We start from the raw sequence: 17,391 nt of genomic DNA on the forward strand, positions 1-17,391 counted from the left end.
ACCGACCGAAACCAAGCGCATCCCCCAGGTCGGTCGACCGACCGAAACCAAGCGCATCCCCCAGGTCGGTCGACCGACCGAAACCAAGCGCCTCCCCCCAGGTCGGTCGACCGACCGAACGGTTGTGGGGGTGATCAGGTCATGCGGCGGAGCAGGGCGGTTGCCCGGGCGGCGTCGAACGCAGTGGGGTCGAAGGCGGCCGGGTGCCACTCGCGCATCGCGGCGTGTTCCGGGTGTGTCGGGTCGGCGTACGCGCGGAGGAACTCGCGATAGCCCTCCGGGCCGCCCACGTCGTCCGGCGGGCAGGCCCGCTCGCCGGCCACGCACATCGGGTAGCGCGTGTCGAGGTCGGCCGGCGTCACGTCCTCGACCACGAGCTCGTGCTCCCACCAGTCGCCGAAGTCGTACGTATAGCGCAGCCTCGAACCCTTCTGCGCGGCCGCGTCCAAGCGAACATCGAGCTCGTCGCGCACGTCGAGGAGGCCGTCGGGGTCGGGTACGCCGTACTGGACGCCGGTCGCGTCGAACACGTGCAGGTGCCGGTCGCCCCAGCCCATCGCGAACTGCACCACCCGGTGCACCCGGTCGAGGGTGAAGCCGCCGGGCACGAGGACACGCCGCCAGACCGGCGGGGTCACGCCGTCGAGGGCGATCCGGAGTTGGTAGATCGAGCGCGCCATGGTGCAGTCATTCTTGACCGCCGGGAACCACCGGCGCACCCTGAATGACGTGATCTGCCCAGCTTGCCGGGAGAAACGGCACGAGGAGTGCCCGGGCGGCAACCACTGCGACTGCCAGCACCGCGAACCTCAGCCGACGCCGCCGGTGACCGGTCCACCCGGCGAGTAAAAGCGAGTAAGGCGAGTAAAGTCGCCAGGTGCAGCAACTCTGGCCGACGCAGCAGGAACAGCCCGACCTCGTCCAGCTCTACGCCGAGCCGCGCACCCCGTGGCTGCGGATGAACTTCGTGACGAGCCTCGACGGCGCCGGCACCCTCGACGGCAAGTCGGCGGGGCTGTCCGGACCGGCCGACAAGCGCGTCTTCGGCATCCTGCGCATGCTGTGCGACGCCCTCCTCGTCGGCGCCGGCACCCTGCGCGACGAGGGCTACCGCGCCCTGCGCCTCGACCCGGAGCGCCGCAAGTGGCGCCTCGACCACGGCCTGAGCGAGTACCCGGTGCTCGTCGTCGTCTCCGGCCGCGCCGACCTCGACCCGGCCCACCCCGCCCTCGCCGACGCCCCGGTCCGCCCGATCGTGGTCACCCGCGCGCAGGCCGCCCACCTGAGCGAGGTGGCCGACGTCGTCCCCACGGCCGACGACCTGCCGGCAACCGTCGACACGCTCCACGGGCGCGGCCTCCGCGGCATCCTCAGCGAGGGCGGGCCCCACCTGTTCGGGTCACTCACCGCAGCCGGGCTCGTCGACGAGCTGTGCCTCACCGTCTCGCCGCTGCTCGCCGGTCCGGGCGCCGGCCGGATCACCGCCGGGCCCCCGGTCCCGGTCCCCCAGGAGCTCACGCTCCGTCACGTGCTGCTCGCCGAGGGCCAGCTGATGCTGCGGTACTGCAGATAGCCCGTCATCCACAGCGATATCCACAAGCCTGTGGACAACATGCCACGACCCTGTTGACAGCGGCGTGTTGCGTCCGCTTCTGTCCGCATTTCCGAACCTGAATACTCACCCCGATGGCGTGGTGGCTTCGACCCGCTGGTGGTCTTGAGGCACGATGCACAGGCGAACACATGTACTGGGGGTCGACCATGCAGGACGAGACGGCAGCCGAGGGTGACGGTCCGATCGTCGGGCGCGTCCTCGGTACCGCCGACGCCACCCCGTTGACGTTCTGGGTGGCCGTCGAGGACGGGGCTTACCTGCAACTCGACGACGTCGTCGTCACCGAGCGTGACCTTCCAGAGCACGACCCCGTCACGATCGCGGGCGTGGTCACCGCCGTCCGCGCGCGGCACGAGGGCGTGGTGTTCGACTCCGACGTCTTCCTCGTCGCCGACGGCACGCTGCCCGCGACCATCCAGGAGGCGGCCGAGATCACCACCACGCGGGTCGATCCGGAGGTCTACGTGCCGCCGACGCCGGGCGCGCTCGTGCACCGGGCCCGCGGCGACGCGCGGGCCGGCGCCCTGTACTTCGACCGCATGGACCGCACGATCCCGATGGGCTTCGGGCGCGACGGCATGCCCATGTTCCTCAACGCCGACTTCCTCGACGGCACGCGCGGCGCCCACGTCTCGATCTCCGGAATCTCCGGCGTCGCCACGAAGACGAGCTTCGCGACCTTCCTGCTGTACTCCGTGTTCCGCTCCGGCGTGCTGGGCGGCGCCGGCGAGACCGCCAACACCAGGGCGCTCATCTTCAACGTCAAGGGCGAGGACCTGCTGTTCCTCGACCACCCCAACGCGCGGCTCGACCAGTCGACCGAGGCCGCGTACGCGCGGCTCGGCCTGGTCGCGGGGCCGTTCCCGGACGTGCGCGTGTACGCGCCGCCGCGGGCGGGCGACGCCAGCGGTACACCCGACGTCAGCAGCCGGCTGTCGGGCGTGGACGCCTTCTACTGGACGCTCCAGGAGTTCTGCGCCGACCGGCTGTTGCCGTACGTGTTCGCCGACGCCGACGACGAACGCCAGCAGTACACGATGGTCGTCCACTCCGTCACCGCGCATCTCGCCCGCATCGCCCAGCCGGCCGAGGGCGGCGTCGCGATCGACGGCACCCGCATCAACTCGTACGCGGACCTGGTCGACTTCGTCGTCGAGCAGCTCAACGACGACTCGACCCGCGGCCAGTGGGCGGGCAGCTCCATCGGCCTGGGCACCGTCAACGCGTTCGCGCGCCGGCTCATCGGCAGCAAGAAGGACCTGTCCCGGCTGATCCGCGGCGACCTCGCGACCCGCAAGCCGCACCAGATCAACACCGCCGAGAGCGCCCAGGTCACGGTGGTCGACCTGCACAACCTGCCGGACCGCGCGCAGCGGTTCGTGGTCGGCGTGACGCTGCGCACCGAGTTCGAGCGCAAGGAGAAGGCCGGCACCGCCAAGCCGCTGCTGTTCGTGGTGCTCGACGAGCTGAACAAGTACGCGCCGCGGGATGGCACGAGCCCGATCAAGGAGGTGCTGCTCGACATCGCCGAGCGCGGGCGGTCCCTCGGCGTGGTGCTCATCGGCGCCCAGCAGACCGCCAGCGAGGTCGAGCGGCGGATCGTGGCCAACTCGGCGGTCCGCGTGGTCGGGCGGCTCGACCCGGCCGAGGCCTCGCGCCCGGAGTACGGCTTCCTCCCGCCCGCCCAGCGGCAGCGGGCCCTGCTGGCCAAGCCCGGCACCATGTTCGTCTCGCAGCCGGAGATCCCGGTGCCGCTGTGCATCGAGTTCCCGTTCCCGTCGTGGGCCACCCGGCCCGGCGAGGCGGGCCCGCCGCCGGCCTCGACGCTGCGCTCGCTGGTGCAGAGCGGCGACCCGTTCGCGGTGGTGGCCCGGGTCGGCGCCGGCGGCATCTCCGACGACGACATCCCGTTCTAGGAAAGGGGCACACCGGGTGCGGATCCTGCACACCTCGGACTGGCACGTCGGCAAGGTCCTCAAGGGACAGTCGAGGGCCGCCGACCACATCGCGGCGATCAACGCGCTCGTCGAGGTCGCCAAGGCCGAGCAGCCCGACCTGGTGATCGTCGCCGGCGACCTGTACGACGGGGCCACACCGACCGCCGAGTCGGTGAAGATCGTGACGCGGGGCCTGACGGCGCTGCGAAAGAGCGCCGAGGTGGTGGTCATCGGCGGCAACCACGACAACGGCCCGGCCCTCGACGCGCTGCGCCCGTGGGCCGACGCGGCCGGCATCACCGTCCGGGGCGCGGTCGGCAGGCCCGAGGAGCACCTGATCACCGGCCGCACCGGGGCCGGCGAGGAGTGGCGGCTGGTCGCGCTGCCGTTCGTCTCGCAGCGGTACGCGGTCCGGGCCGCCGAGATGTTCGACCTGACCGCCGCCGAGAACGCCCAGTCGTACCCGCAGCACATCGGCGGCCTGCTCAGCGCGCTGACCAAGGGCTTCGGCGGCGACACGGTCAACCTCGTCACCGCGCACCTGACCGTCATCGGCGCCACGATGGGCGGCGGGGAGCGCGAGGCGCACACCATCATGGGCTACGCCGTGCCGGCCAGCGTGTTCCCGACGTCGGCCCACTACGTCGCGCTCGGCCACCTGCACCGCGCGCAGTCCGTCAACGGCCCGTGCCCCATCCGGTACAGCGGCAGCCCCCTCCCGATCGACTTCGGTGAGGAGGAGAACCTCTCCACCGCCGTCGTCGTCGACGTCACCGCGACGACCGCGGCGAACGCGCGGGAGGTCACGCTGCCGGTGAAGACCCCGCTGCGGACGGTGCGCGGCACGCTGGACCAGCTCGCGACCCTCCAGACGGGCGAGGCGTGGCTTCGGGTGTACGTGCAGGAGAAGCCCCGGGCGGGCCTGCGCGAGGAGGTGCAGGAGCTGCTGCCGAAAGCGCTCGAGGTGCGCATCGACCCCAAGCTGCTGCCCGGCCCGAAGTCCGGCGGCGATGCCGAACCGGCACGGGCCGGCCGCTCGGCCGGGGAGCTGTTCGCCGACTATCTGACCCAGCGCGGGCACGCCGACGAGGCGACCGTCACTCTGTTCCACCGGCTGCACGACGAGGTGGTGTCCCAGTGAGGCCCATCCGGCTCGACATGGACGGCTTCACCGTCTTCCGGGAGCCGACGACCGTCGACTTCACCGACACCGACTTCTTCGCCCTCGTCGGCCCGACCGGCTCCGGCAAGTCGACCGTCCTCGACGCGATCTGCTTCGCCCTGTACGGCACGGTACCGCGGTGGGGCGACCGGCGGGCCATCGCCAACGCGCTCGCCCCGTCGGCGGCCGAGGCGCGGGTGCGGCTGGTGTTCGAGTCGGCCGGGGTGCGGTACGTGCTGGCGCGCGTGGTCCGGCGCGACGCGAAGGGCGCGGTCACCACGAAGCACGCCGGTCTCGAGGCCCTCCCCCACGGCTTCGACCTGGGCAGGTTCGACACCGGACTCACCGGAGACGACATCGGAACGGTCCTCGCCGGTACTGCGACCGAGGTCGACGAGGCCGTGCAGACCGTCGTCGGCCTGCCGTACGAGCAGTTCACCAAGTGCGTCGTGCTCCCGCAGGGCGAGTTCGCCGCCTTCCTGCACGCCAAGCCGGCCGAGCGGCAGAAGATCCTGGTCAACCTGCTGGGCCTCGACGTCTACGGGCAGATCCGGGAGCGGGCGACCTCACTCGGTACCACCGCCGAAGCACAGTTGAAGATCCTCGACGACCAGCTGCGGGCGCTCTCGGACATCGGCGACGACGCCCTGGCCGCGGCCGTCGCCCGGGTCGCGGCGCTCACCGACCTCGGCAGCGCGGTCGACCGGATCGCGCCGCAGCTCGCCGACGCCGGCCGCCTCGCCGGGCGGGCCGCCGACGCGCTCGCCGACCTCGACACCCAGATCGAGCGGCTCGGCGCGGTCGCGGTGCCCGCGGAGGCGGCGACGCTCGCCGCGGGCGCCTCCGCCGCGCGCGAGGCGGTCACCGGGGCGCTCGACGCGGCCCGCGCGGCCGAGGAGGCCGAGGAGAAGCTGCGCGGGGAGCTCCAGGCGGCCGGCGACGCGACGGCACTGCGGCGGCTGCTCGACACGCATGCCGCACGGTCCCAGCTGGCTCGGGAGGCCACCGACGTGCGGTCGACGGTGGCTTCGGCCGAGCGGCAGCATTCGGCGGCGGCCTCGCTGCTGTCCGAGTCTCGGATGCGGGCCTCCGACGCCCTCGCCGCGCTGGAGGCGGCCCGCGAGGCCTACCAGGCCGCCATGGCGGTCGACCGGGCGATCGCGCTGCGGCCCCATCTGAAGGTCGGCGAGGCCTGCCCGGTGTGCGAGCAGCCGGTCCACGCGGTGCCCGAGGCGCCCCACAACTCGGCGGTCGCCGCCCTGCGGGTCGCCGGCGACGCCGCGCGCAAGCGCAGCGACGCGGCCGCCGCGCTGGTCGAGGAGCACGACCGCGCGACGCGCGACGCCGACCGGGCGCTCGCCGCGGCCAAGGCCCACGCGGAGCAGGTGGAGACCCGGCTGGCGGCCCTGGACACGGCGCTCGACGGCGCACCGGCCCCCGAGGCGTTACGCCGCGAGCTCGACGCGATCGCGACCCTCCAGAGTGGACTCGAGAAGGCCGGCCTGGACGTGCGGCGGGCCCGCGACGCGCACCGCAAGGCGGCCGCGGCCGCCGACCGGGCCGAGGAGAAGCTGCGCTCGGCGTGGCGGGCGTTCGACACCGCCCGCGACGGCCTCGCCGCGTTCGCGCCGCCGCCGGCCAACCGCGACGACCTCGCCGACGCGTGGGGCACCCTGGCCGCCTGGGCGACCGGCGAGGCGGGCCGGCGGCGGGCCGGCAGGCAGGCCGCGGTCGACGACCTGCGGGCCGCCGAGCGGCGGGTCACCGAGGTCCGCGACGAGTTACGCACCCTGTTCGCCGACGCCGGCCTGCCGCTGCCCGGCGCCGACCCGGCCCGCGACGCGGCGGTCGCGCTGGAGCGGGCCGACGCGGCCCGCCGCCGGATCGAGGAGAAGCGCAAGGACGCCGAGCGCATCCGTGAGCAGCGCGACGAGGTGGCGAAGGAGAGCCAGGTCGCCAAGGCGCTCGCCCAGCACCTGCGGGCCGACCGCTTCGAGCGCTGGCTGCTCGCCGAGGCGCTCGACACGCTCGTCGACGGCGCCTCCCGCACGCTGCGGGAGCTCTCGAACAACCAGTACGACCTCGTCCACGAGAAGGGCGAGTTCTTCGTCGTCGACCACCACGACGCCGGCCTGCGCCGGGCGGTGCGCACGCTGTCCGGCGGCGAGACGTTCCAGGCGTCGCTCGCGCTCGCGCTGGCGCTCTCCGACCAGCTCGCCGGGTTGTCGACGGCCGCGGCCAGCCTCGAGTCGATCGTCCTCGACGAGGGCTTCGGCACCCTCGACTCGTCGACCCTCGACACCGTGGCGGCCACGCTGGAGAACCTGGCCGCCCGCGGCGACCGCATGGTCGGCGTCGTCACGCACGTCGGGGCGCTCGCCGAGCGGATCCCGGTCCGGTTCGAGGTCCGGCGCGACGCCCGGACCGCGCGCATCGAGCGGGTGGGCCTGTGAAGCTGCACGTCGACGCCTGGGACCCGGCGTACGGCATCGCGTTCGAGGCTCCCGACGGGCCGCAGGCGCAGAGCACCGCGCAGATCCAGGCCGACGTCGAGCTGCCGGCGGCCGCGTGGCGCCCTCTGGATGCGCTTCCGGGCGTTTCGGCCCCCGGAACGGTGCTCATCGTCGACGGCGTGCAGCGCATCGACGCCCGCGTGTGGCTGACCGACGACGAGGGCACCACGCACCCCGGCGTCGCCGCCTCCTACGCGGCCGGCGTCGTGCGCTGCGACCTCGACCGGGGCGCGGCCCAGGTGGCCACCACGCGGATCGAGCGGGGGCTGTTCACGCCGCTCGACCCGCTGCCGCCGATCGTGACCGGCAGCATCCGCTACCCGGCCCGGCGGGTCTCCCGCGGCGAGCCGAAGGACCTGGCCCTGGGCGTCCAGCGGCACATGCGGGCGCTCGAGGTGGGGGTGTCCAACGAGGAGCGCACCGACGGCGACCTGCTCATCGTCGACGGCCCGCTGCAGGAGCGGGCGCACCTGCCGCGGACGCTGGGCTACATCAAGACGCATCAGAAGGAGTACCTCCCGAGCGAGCTGACGGCTGTGGTCACCGGGCTGCGCGGGGGTCAGCGGTCGCCGGTGTTCCTGCTGGGCACGTCCTGGCACCGGTTCTCGTGGTACCTGCGGCTGCCTGGGCCGGCCGGCTCGCCGTGGGCCGGGCTGGTCCGCGCCGAGTGCTCGGCCGATCTTCTCCCGGCCGACGCGGTGGCCCTCGCCCACCTGTCGGCGGTGACGCTCCCGCGCTTCGCCTCGACCGCCTACAAGGACCCCAGGGCGCCGCAGAACCTGATCCCGATCGCCGGGCTGGAGCGTAAGCTGCGGGCCATGCTGGGCGACGCCCGCCTGTTGCACCGCGCGCTCTCCCGGGTCGCGGCGTGACCGTCACCCGTTTTGCGACGCCGGAGCGCTACGACCTGGCCGGCACGATGCGCGGTCTGGCGCTGATCCAGGGCGACCCGACGCTCGCGATCGGCGGCCGGGAGGCGTTCTTCGCGACCCGCACCCCCGACGGGCCCGGCACGCTGCGGCTGTCGTACGTTCCGGCGGCCGCTGAGCTGACCGCGGAGGCCTACGGGCCGGGGGCCGGCTGGCTGCTCGACCGGGCCGACGCGGTCGCCGGGCTGCGCGACGACGTCACCGGGTTCGCCGAGCTCGCGAAGCAGCACCCGCTCGTCGCGCGGCTCGCGCGCGAGCACGCCGGGCTGCGCATCGGCGCCACCGGCCGGGTCTTCCACCACCTGGTGCCGGCGATCCTCGGGCAGAAGGTGACCGGCAAGGAGGCGCACCACGGGTACGTGCGGATGCTGCGCCACTTCAGCGCCGAGCCCGCACCCGGGCCGCTGACCCGGCTGCGGCTGCCCCCGTCACCCGAAGCCGTCGCCGCCACGCCGTACTGGGTGTTCCACCCGTTCGGCGTCGAACAGAAGCGCGCCGACACGCTGCGCCGCGCCGCGGCCCAGGCGGCGGCCCTGGAGCGCTGCGCCGACGCGGCCACCGCGACCGCCCGGCTGACGAGCATCCCCGGCATCGGCCCGTGGACGGCGGCCGAGGTGACCCGGGCCGCCTACGGCGACCCCGACGCCGTCTCGGTGGGCGACTACCACATCAAGAACATCGTGGCGTTCGCGCTGACCGGAGCGCCCCGCGGCACCGACGAGCACATGCTGGAACTGCTGGCCCCCTACGCGGGGCACCGCGGGCGGGTCTGCGGCCTGCTCGCGGCCGCGGGCATCGCGGCGCCCAGGTTCGGGCCGCGGATGCCGCTGCGCTCGTTCGCGCGATTCTGAAAGTTGTCGTAGCTCTGTGGTTGACTGGTCCCCGTGGAGCTGCCCGTCAACCCGCCGGTCGAGCCGATGCTCGCCAAGAGCATTCCGAGCCTGCCCACCGCGCCCGGCATGAGCTACGAGCCGAAGTGGGACGGGTTCCGCTGCATCGTGTTCCGCGACGGCGACGAGGTCGAGCTGGCCAGCCGCGGCGGCAAGACGCTGACCCGTTACTTCCCCGAGGTGGTCGAGCAGGTCCTCGCCCAGCTGCCCGAGCGCTGCGTGGTCGACGGCGAGATCATCGTCATCCGGCGCGACACGGGCGAGCCGCGGCTCGACTTCGAGCTGCTCGGCCAGCGGATCCACCCGGCCGCGAGCCGGGTGAAGATGCTCGCCGCGGCGACGCCGGCCTCGTTCGTGGCGTTCGACCTGCTGGCCCTCGGCGACGAGGCGCTCACCGGCCAGGGCTATGCCGAGCGCCGGGCCCGCCTGGCCGACGCGCTCGCCAAGGTCCAGCCGCCGGTGCACGTCACCCCGGTGACGACCGACGTCGACACGGCCCGCGACTGGTTCGAGCGGTTCGAGGGCGCCGGGCTCGACGGGGTGATCGCGAAGCCGGCCGAGGGGCTCTACGAGCCGGGGAAGCGCACGATGTTCAAGATCAAGCACTCCCGGACGGCGGACGCGGTCGTCGCCGGCTTCCGCTGGCACAAGGACGGGCCGATCGTCGGGTCGCTCCTGCTCGGGCTCTATGACGACGACGGCCGCCTGCACCACGTCGGGGTGGCCGCCTCCTTCACCCGGGAGCGGCGGGCCGAGCTGGTGCAGGAGCTCGCGCAGTACCGTGAGGATGTGGTCGACCACCCCTGGAACTGGGCGGGCCTGGCGCCCGGCAGCGCGGCTGAGAGCATCGAGTCGGTCCCGGCCGAGGGCGGCACCAGGCTGCCCGGCGGCGTGAGCCGCTGGACGGGCAAGAAGGACCTGTCGTTCGTCCCCCTGCGGCCCGAGCTGGTGGTCGAGGTGGGCTACGACGCGATGGAGGGCGACCGGTTCCGGCACACGGCGCAGTTCAAGCGCTGGCGGCCCGACCGTGACCCGCTCTCGTGCACCTACGAGCAGCTCGACCGGCCCGTGCGGTTCGACGTCGAGTCCGTGCTGGCGGGGCGTCCTTGAGCCACCACCGCTCCCACCGCCTCCTTCGCCACCGGCTCGCCGCCCTCGTTCCGCTGCTCGTCGTCGCGGCGCTGCTCGGCGGGTGCATCTCGCCCGACACGCGGTGGACCGTGCCGACCGCCGGCCGGCCGCTGCCCGGCGCGTCGGGCCAGCCGTCGGCGTCCAGCTCCGGGGTGCCGATCGCGCCGGCCGACTGGAAGCCGTGCCCCGACGCCTACAAGGCGATCTTCCCGAGCCCGCCGCAGAATGTGACGTTCAGCTGCGCCACGGTCAAGGTGCCGCAGGACTGGGAGCGCCCGAAGGACTCGGGCACGTTCGACATCGCCCTGGTCCGCGGCCGCTCGACGACCCAGCGCGACCGGGTGGGCTCGCTGTTCATCAACCCGGGTGGCCCCGGGGCGTCGGGTTTCGACTACGCGGTGTACCGCTCGGTGTACCTGCCGGCGGAGGTCCTGCGGCGCTTCGACGTCGTCGGCTTCGACCCGCGCGGCATCGGCCGGTCGTCGCCGGTGAAGTGCTTCTCCAACGCCGACCTCGACGCCAACTTCGGCATCGACCCCGACCCGGTCTCCGACGCGCAGTTCCAGCAGAGCGTCACGCTGGCCCGCAAGCTGGCCCAGAGCTGCGGCGACAAGTATGGCGACGCGCTGCGCTACTACTCGACGAAGCAGACCGCCCGCGACATGGACGCGCTGCGCGCCGCCGTGGGCGAGTCCCAGCTCACCTACCTGGGGTATAGCTACGGGACCCTCCTCGGCGCCGTCTACGCCCAGCTGTTCCCGAAGAACGTCCGCGCCCTGGTCCTCGACGGCGCGGTCGACCCGACGCTGTCGACGCAGGACTCGGCGGAGAAGCAGGCGGCCGGCTTCGAGCTGGCGTTCACCAACTTCGCCACCTGGTGCCGCAGCAACGGCACCTCCTGTCCCATCGGCCCCGACGCCCGGGCCGTGGTCATGAAGGCGATCGCTGACGCCCGCGCGGCCCCGGTCGCCGGCAAGGACGGCCGCAAGGCGACGGCCGGCTGGGTGTTCACGGCCGTGGTCTCTTCGCTGTACAGCGAGTCGAGCTGGCGCGACCTCGCCCAGGCGATGCAGGACCTCCGGTCCGGCAAGTCCGACCGCCTGTTCACCCTGGCCGACTCCTACGCGGAGCGCGACCCGTCGGGCGACTACACGAACATGTTCGACGCCAACGCCGCCGTGGGCTGCGCGGACAGCGACGACACCCCGACGGTCGAGCAGGCGCGCGCTCTGCAGGGCCAGTGGCGCCAGAAGTACCCGCTGTTCGGCGGCTCCTTGGCCCTGAACCTGATCTGCGCCCAGTGGCCGGGCAAGCGCGACCCCTACCCGGCCGCCGCGGCGACGGGATCGGCCCCGATCGTGGTGATCGGCACCCTGGGCGACCCCGCCACCCCGTATGAGCAGGCCCCCGCCCTGGCCAAGATGCTGGGCGTCGGCACCCTGGTCACCTGGAAGGGCGAGGGCCACACCGCGTACCCGAAGACGGGCTGCGTCATCGACGCCGTGAACCGCTACCTGATCGACCTCCGCGTCCCCGGCGCCGACCTGACCTGCGACAAGTAACCCACGCCCGTCCCCGACCCGCCTCCGCCCGCCCGCCCGCCCCCGCCCGGGTCGGGTCGGGTCGGGCGCCAGGCTCCGGGGCGGGCTGCACGGCACGCTGGGTTGGCCACGGGGCAACCTCACCCGTCCGACGACCACGCCAGCCACGCCCAGGCCCACCCACGGCCGCGCACGCCACCCACGATCAGGCACACCTACGACCAGGCCAGCCACGCCACCCACGACCGGGCCGCGCACGCCACCGCACGACCGGGCACGCCATCACACGTCGGGCGCTGCGCCCTTCCCTGGCTTCCTCCGCTGGCCAGTAACCCTGCCCGCTTCTCGGCGCGCCGTGGGCGAGGGTTTGAGGATGGCCGACCGGGGACCGTGGTGATCGTGTTGTCGCGGCTCAGGGTCCAGCCGGCACGGGTGGGTTGTGCCCCCGGCGACACCCCTGTCCCGGCGGGTCAGGAGGGCTCCTCCGCGGGGCGGCGGGCGCGGCTGGGCTGGACGCGCATCGGCTCGCCTTCCATCTTCGGGTACTCCGGCGGGTACGGCATGTCGCCCTGGCCGTTTGCCGCGTCCCGTTCGGCCCACTCCAGCAGGGGGGTGATGTCGTACGCCTCGTCGTTGATCGCGGCGTGCGGGTCGCCCAGCGTGGCGATGCGTTCGGGGACCGTGCGCAGGTCGAAGTCGTTCGGGTCGACGTCCGGGAGTTCGGCCCAGGTCAGCGGGGTCGACGCCGTCGCCCTGGGGTTGGCGCGCAGTGAGTACGCGCACGCGATCGTGCGGTCGCGGGCCATCTGGTTGAAGTCGATGAAGACGCGTTCGCCGCGCTCCTCCTTCCACCAGCTGGTCGTGGCCAGGTCGGGGCGGCGGCGTTCCAGCTCGCGGGCCAGGGCGATGACCGCGCGCCGCGCCTCCACGAAGGTCCACTGTGGACGGATTCGGACGTACACGTGGACGCCGCGGCCGCCCGAGGTCTTGGGCCAGCCGGCGAAGCCCAGCTCGTCCAGGATCGCCCTCAGCTCCCCGGCCACCACGGCCGCGTCGGCGAAGTCGGTGCCCGGCTGCGGGTCCAGGTCGATGCGCAGCTCGTCCGGGTTGTCCACCGCCGCGCTGCGGACCGGCCACGGGTGGAACACGATCGTGCCCATCTGGGCCGCCCAGGCCACGTGGGCCAGGTCGGCGGGGCAGAGCTCGTCGGCCTTGCGGCCGCTCGGGAACGCGATGCGGGCCGTCTCGATCCACGGCGGGACGCCCCGGGTCGGGACGCGCTTCTGGAAGAACATCTCGCCGCCGATGCCCTCGGGGAACCGCTGCAGGGTCGTCGGGCGGTTGCCCAGGGCTCGCATGATGCCGTCGCCGACGGCCAGGTAGTACTCGAAGACGTCCCGCTTGGTGAAGCCACGCTCCGGGAAGTACACCTTGTCGGGGCTGGTCAGCCGGACCGGCCGGCCCGCGACCTCGATCTCCAGCGCATCGGCCATGCTCGGACTCTAACCCGCGGCGACCGGGCCCGCGGGGCGTCGGGCGCGGCGGGTCGGCTGCGACTGGGGGCGACGGCGACGGTACCTCGCCGTGGTCGCCCGGGCGGGGTGAGGAGAATTCCTGAAAGTTCGAATTGCGGCTTTCGGGCGGCTCGACGAGCCGGGTCGAGCCGCGGGACGGCACGGGTCCGGCGCGTTCGTGAGCCGTAATGGTCGGCGCAAGAGGTCCGGCTTACCGTTGAGGCATGACCGAGCCACTTGTCAGCATGCCCACGACCGACGAGGAGTGGCGGGTGCGGCTGTCCCCGGAGGAGTTCCGGGTGCTGCGCCGCGCCGGCACCGAGGCGCCGTGGAGCGGCGAGTACGTGAACACCAAGACCGACGGTGTCTACCACTGCCGGGCCTGCGGCGCGCAGCTGTTCGACAGCACGACGAAGTTCGACTCGCACTGCGGCTGGCCGAGCTTCGACGACGCGATCCCCGGCACCGTCAAGGAGATCGACGACCGCTCGCACGGCATGCTCCGCACCGAGATCCGCTGCGCCCGCTGCGACTCGCACCTGGGCCACGTCTTCCGCGGCGAGCGGATGACCGAGAAGGACACCCGCCACTGCGTCAACAGCCTGTCGATCAGGCTCGACCCCCGCTAGGCGAACAGAACGGCGGCGTGACCCCGCGAAGGGGCCACGCCACCGTGCCGGAGAGCGCCGCCGCGCCGAAGAGCTACGTCCTGGTCCGGGCCCGGAACAGCAGCGCGGCGGCCACGATCGCGACGGCCGTGATGCCCGCGCACCAGGCGATCGCCCGCCACGGCGCGTCCCCGACCGGCTGGTCGAGCAGCAGGCCGCGCAGGCTCTCGGTGATCGGGGTGACCGGCTGGTGGCTCGCGAAGCCGCGCAGCCACGACGGCATGGTGTCGATCGGGACGAAGGCGCTGCTGGCGTACGGCAGGAAGGTGATGAAGAAGGTGTAGCCGCTCGCCGCCTCGGGCGTGCGGGCCAGCAGGCCGAGCGCCGCCGCCAGCCACGACACGGCGGCGATGACGAGCACCAGGATGCCGGCCGCAGCGAGCCACTGCCCGGCGTCGGCCCGGGGCCGGAACCCGAGCAGGAACGCCACCCCGAAGACCAGCGCGCTGGACAGCACATTGCGGGCCAGGCTCGCGGTGACGTGCCCGGCGAGCACCGCCGCACCGCCGACGTCGAGCGAGCGGAAGCGGTCGACGATGCCCTCGGACATGTCGTTGGCGACCGACACCGCCGTCATCGCCGAGCCGAACGAGACGCACAGCAGCATGACGCCCGGCACGACATAGGTGACGTACTCGGTGCCGGTCTGGATCGCGCCGCCGAAGAGGTACACGAAAACCACCATCAGCATCACCGGCAGCGCCACCGACATGAGCAGCGCCTCGAGGTTGCGCCGGCCGAGCCGCAGCGACCGGCCGCCCATGGTGATCCACTGAACGGTCACGCTAGACATGAGCGAGCTCCTTGGCGGTGAGCGTGAGGAAGACGTCGTCGAGGGTGGCGCTGTGCAGCGCGAAGCGGCGCACAGCCGAGCGGTGCGGGTCGATCTCGTCGAGGACCGAGCGGACGTGGGCCGCACTGCCGTCCGTGGTGACGCCCAGCGTGAGGCGCTCGGCGTCGTGCTGCACGACCCGGTCGCCGAGGAGGTCGAGCGCGGCCCGCCAGGCGTCGCCGGAGGCCAGGTCGAGGTCGAGGCGCTGGTCGCCGAAGCGGTCCTTGAGCTCGGCCGGGCTGCCCTCGGCGACCACCCGGCCGTGGTCCACGACGGCGATGCGGTCGGCGAGCTGGTCGGCTTCTTCGAGGTACTGCGTGGTCAGGAAGACGGTCACCCCGGCGTCCACGAGCCCGCCGATGACCTCCCACATCGCCTGGCGGCTGGGCAGGTCCAGGCCCGTGGTCGGCTCGTCGAGGAAGATCACGGCCGGCTGCCCGACCAGGCCGGCGGCCAGGTCGAGGCGGCGGCGCATGCCGCCGGAGTAGGTCGCCACCCGCCGGTGGGCGGCGGCCGCGAGGTCGAAGCGCTCGATGAGCTCGGCCGCGCGGCGGTGGGCGGCGCCCCGCGACAGGCCGCTGAGCCGGCCCATCATCCGCAGGTTCTCGAAGCCGGTCTGCATCCCGTCCACCGCCGCGTACTGCCCCGTGAGGCTGATCCGCCGGCGGACGAGGTGGCGCTCCGCGACGACGTCGTGCCCGGCGACCCGCGCGGTCCCGCCGTCGGGCCGCATGAGCGTGGCCAGGATGCGCACGGCCGTGGTCTTGCCGGCGCCGTTCGGGCCGAGCAGCGAGAACACCGTGCCCGGCGCGACCCGCAGGTCGACGCCGGTGAGGACCTTGAGCTTGCCGTAGGACTTCGCGAGGCCGGTCGCCTCGATCGCGAGGTCGTCTGCCATGACGGCTCCCCTGTGAGATTACTGCGTATGTCATACGCACTACTGCGTAAGTTATACGCAGAAGTAGAATGCTGAGTCAATGACTGACGACACCGCCGACGGGATCCCGACCAACCTGGCCGCGGCCTGGGGCCTGCGCGCCCGGCCCGGCAAGGGGCCGAAGCCCGGCCTCACGCTGGACGGGATCGTCGCCGCGGGCGTGAAGGTGGCGACGAACGAGGGCCTGGCCGCGGTCTCGATGGGCCGGGTGGCGTCCGAGCTCGGCGCCTCGACCATGTCGCTGTACCGCTACGTGACCGCCAAGCAGGAGCTGCTCGACCTCATGGTCGACGCCGCGATCGGCCCCGCGCCGGTGCCGGTCGACGGCGAGGGCTGGCGCGCCGGCCTGGCCCGCTTCGCCCGCACCCACCTCGCCCTGCTGCGCAGCGTCCCGTGGGTGGTGCGGGTGCCGCTCGCCGGGCCGCCGCTCACCCCCAACCAGATCGGCTGGATGAACTACGGGCTCACCGTGCTGCGCGACACCGGCCTCGAGGAGTACGAGAAGCTGTCGGCGATCATGACGATGGCCGGCCACGTGCGGAACTGGGCACTGCTCACCGCCGACATGACCGCCTCGGCCGCGGCCGCGGGCACCACGCCCGACGAGGCGATCCAGACGTACGGCCGGCTGCTCACCCGGCTGGTCGACCCCGCGCGGTTCCCGGCGGTCGGCGAGCTGATCAAGTCGGGCATCCTGGACCTGCCGCCGGGCGACCCGGACGAGGACTTCGAGTTCGGCCTCGACCGCCTGCTGGACGGGATCGAGGTGTTGATCGAGCGACGCGCGGCCGATCCCACCTGCGCGACCCCCCAGGTCCGCTAGCGTCCGGGACTGATGAACGACACCATCGCCGACACGCCGGTCGCGCTGGTCCGGCACGCCCGCCTCGCCGAGGTCCTGGCCTGCCCGAGCTGCCACCACCCGCTGCGCGGCACCGTCGTGTGCCCCTCGTGCGGCACCGCCGGCCGGCGCGACGGCGCCCGGCTGAGGTTCGGCGGCTTCGAGTCCGAGGAGCTCAAGGCCGACGCACTCAACCGGGTGAAGGAGTTCGTCAAGACCCGGTTCCACCGGCTCTACCCGACCGCGATCAAGGTCCTCTCGCCCGCCATGGAGCGCCCGGGGGCGATCAGCGGCTTTCTCAAGAGCTTCGACCTCGACCGCGACCTGGTCGCCGACTTCGGCTGCGGCACCCACCGCCGCGACGAGCGCATCGTCTGCATGGACGGCGCGTCGTACGGCAACGTCGACATCGTCACCGACCTGCGCAGGCTGCCGCTGGCCGACGACAGCCTGGCCGGCGGGGTCAGCATCGCGGTGCTGGAGCACGTCCCCGACCCGTCCGCGCACATCGCCGAGATGCACCGGGTGCTCCGGCCGGGCGGCCGCATGCTGGTGTTCGTCCCGTTCATGCAGCCGTTCCACGCCTCGCCGTACGACTTCCAGCGGTACACGGAGGTGGGCCTGCGGGAGCAGTTCCCGCAGTTCGAGGTGCTCAGCCTCAAGCCGGGGGCCGGACCGACCTCGGGCATGATCTGGGTGCTCCAGGAATGGCTGGCGATGCTGCTGTCGTTCGGCTCGGCGAGGCTGTACCGCCTGGTCCTCCCGCTGACCTGGATCCTCTCGCCGCTGAAGCTGCTGGACCTGGTCATGGTCCACCACCCGATGGCGGCCCAGGTTGCCAGTGGGTTCATCATCGAGGTCCGCAAGCCCGCGTAGCCTGA

Annotated in this window: 15 protein-coding genes; 11 read left to right on the forward strand and 4 right to left on the reverse strand. The window is 73.1% G+C overall.

The window, feature by feature from the left end; all coding sequences use genetic code 11:
* Positions 1-134: 134 nt before the first annotated feature.
* Complete coding sequence (locus ABZS66_RS22190) at positions 135-680, reverse strand: plasmid pRiA4b ORF-3 family protein (RefSeq protein WP_354760467.1); 546 nt, start codon at positions 678-680, stop codon at positions 135-137.
* A gap of 197 nt (positions 681-877) precedes the next feature.
* Between ABZS66_RS22190 and ABZS66_RS22195 the strand changes: the two genes are divergently transcribed.
* From ABZS66_RS22195 to ABZS66_RS22230, 8 genes are all read left to right on the forward strand, one after another.
* A complete protein-coding gene (locus ABZS66_RS22195) occupies positions 878-1,573 on the forward strand; it encodes a pyrimidine reductase family protein (protein WP_354760469.1) in 696 nt (231 codons plus the stop codon).
* 188 nt (positions 1,574-1,761) lie between these two features.
* Positions 1,762-3,531, forward strand: coding sequence for an ATP-binding protein (locus ABZS66_RS22200; protein ID WP_354760472.1), 1,770 nt, complete (start codon positions 1,762-1,764; stop codon positions 3,529-3,531).
* A 16-nt stretch (positions 3,532-3,547) separates the two neighbouring features.
* Positions 3,548-4,693 (forward strand): exonuclease SbcCD subunit D, encoded by a 1,146-nt coding sequence (locus ABZS66_RS22205; protein WP_354760474.1) that lies wholly within the window; start codon positions 3,548-3,550, stop codon positions 4,691-4,693.
* Positions 4,690-7,167, forward strand: a complete 2,478-nt coding sequence (locus ABZS66_RS22210; RefSeq protein WP_354760476.1) for an SMC family ATPase — start codon at positions 4,690-4,692, stop codon at positions 7,165-7,167. Before ABZS66_RS22205 ends, ABZS66_RS22210 begins: the two co-directional genes overlap by 4 nt.
* Before the next feature lie 2 nt (positions 7,168-7,169).
* Positions 7,170-8,099 (forward strand): hypothetical protein, encoded by a 930-nt coding sequence (locus ABZS66_RS22215; RefSeq protein WP_354760575.1) that lies wholly within the window; start codon positions 7,170-7,172, stop codon positions 8,097-8,099.
* A gap of 47 nt (positions 8,100-8,146) precedes the next feature.
* A complete protein-coding gene (locus ABZS66_RS22220) occupies positions 8,147-9,007 on the forward strand; it encodes a DNA-3-methyladenine glycosylase 2 family protein (protein ID WP_354760577.1) in 861 nt (286 codons plus the stop codon).
* Positions 9,008-9,040: 33 nt separating this feature from the next.
* A complete protein-coding gene (locus ABZS66_RS22225; RefSeq protein WP_354760478.1) occupies positions 9,041-10,156 on the forward strand; it encodes an ATP-dependent DNA ligase in 1,116 nt (371 codons plus the stop codon).
* Positions 10,153-11,739, forward strand: coding sequence for an alpha/beta hydrolase (locus ABZS66_RS22230; RefSeq protein WP_354760480.1), 1,587 nt, complete (start codon positions 10,153-10,155; stop codon positions 11,737-11,739). Before ABZS66_RS22225 ends, ABZS66_RS22230 begins: the two co-directional genes overlap by 4 nt.
* Before the next feature lie 449 nt (positions 11,740-12,188).
* Here ABZS66_RS22230 and ligD read toward each other — a convergent pair whose 3' ends face one another.
* Positions 12,189-13,211, reverse strand: a complete 1,023-nt coding sequence (gene ligD / locus ABZS66_RS22235) for a non-homologous end-joining DNA ligase (protein ID WP_354760482.1) — start codon at positions 13,209-13,211, stop codon at positions 12,189-12,191.
* A 245-nt stretch (positions 13,212-13,456) separates the two neighbouring features.
* Between ligD and msrB the strand changes: the two genes are divergently transcribed.
* Positions 13,457-13,861 (forward strand): peptide-methionine (R)-S-oxide reductase MsrB, encoded by a 405-nt coding sequence (gene msrB, locus ABZS66_RS22240; protein ID WP_354760484.1) that lies wholly within the window; start codon positions 13,457-13,459, stop codon positions 13,859-13,861.
* 73 nt (positions 13,862-13,934) lie between these two features.
* Here the strand turns inward: msrB and ABZS66_RS22245 are convergent, their stop codons facing one another.
* Positions 13,935-14,693 carry an ABC transporter permease gene (locus ABZS66_RS22245; RefSeq protein WP_354760486.1) on the reverse strand — a complete coding sequence of 253 codons (759 nt, stop codon included), beginning with the start codon at positions 14,691-14,693 and terminating at the stop codon, positions 13,935-13,937.
* Entirely contained in the window at positions 14,686-15,630 is a 945-nt protein-coding gene (locus ABZS66_RS22250) for an ATP-binding cassette domain-containing protein (protein WP_354760488.1), read from the reverse strand. The genes ABZS66_RS22245 and ABZS66_RS22250 overlap by 8 nt, the downstream gene beginning before the upstream one ends.
* A 79-nt stretch (positions 15,631-15,709) precedes the next feature.
* Between ABZS66_RS22250 and ABZS66_RS22255 the strand changes: the two genes are divergently transcribed.
* Both ABZS66_RS22255 and ABZS66_RS22260 read left to right on the forward strand, forming a co-directional pair.
* Entirely contained in the window at positions 15,710-16,492 is a 783-nt protein-coding gene (locus ABZS66_RS22255) for a TetR/AcrR family transcriptional regulator (protein ID WP_354760490.1), read from the forward strand.
* Between the two features lie 12 nt (positions 16,493-16,504).
* Positions 16,505-17,386 carry a methyltransferase domain-containing protein gene (locus tag ABZS66_RS22260; protein ID WP_354760492.1) on the forward strand — a complete coding sequence of 294 codons (882 nt, stop codon included), beginning with the start codon at positions 16,505-16,507 and terminating at the stop codon, positions 17,384-17,386.
* The last annotated feature ends 5 nt before the right edge of the window (positions 17,387-17,391 follow it).

The organism is Dactylosporangium sp. NPDC005572 (assembly GCF_040605515.1).
Lineage (GTDB): Bacteria > Actinomycetota > Actinomycetes > Mycobacteriales > Micromonosporaceae > Dactylosporangium.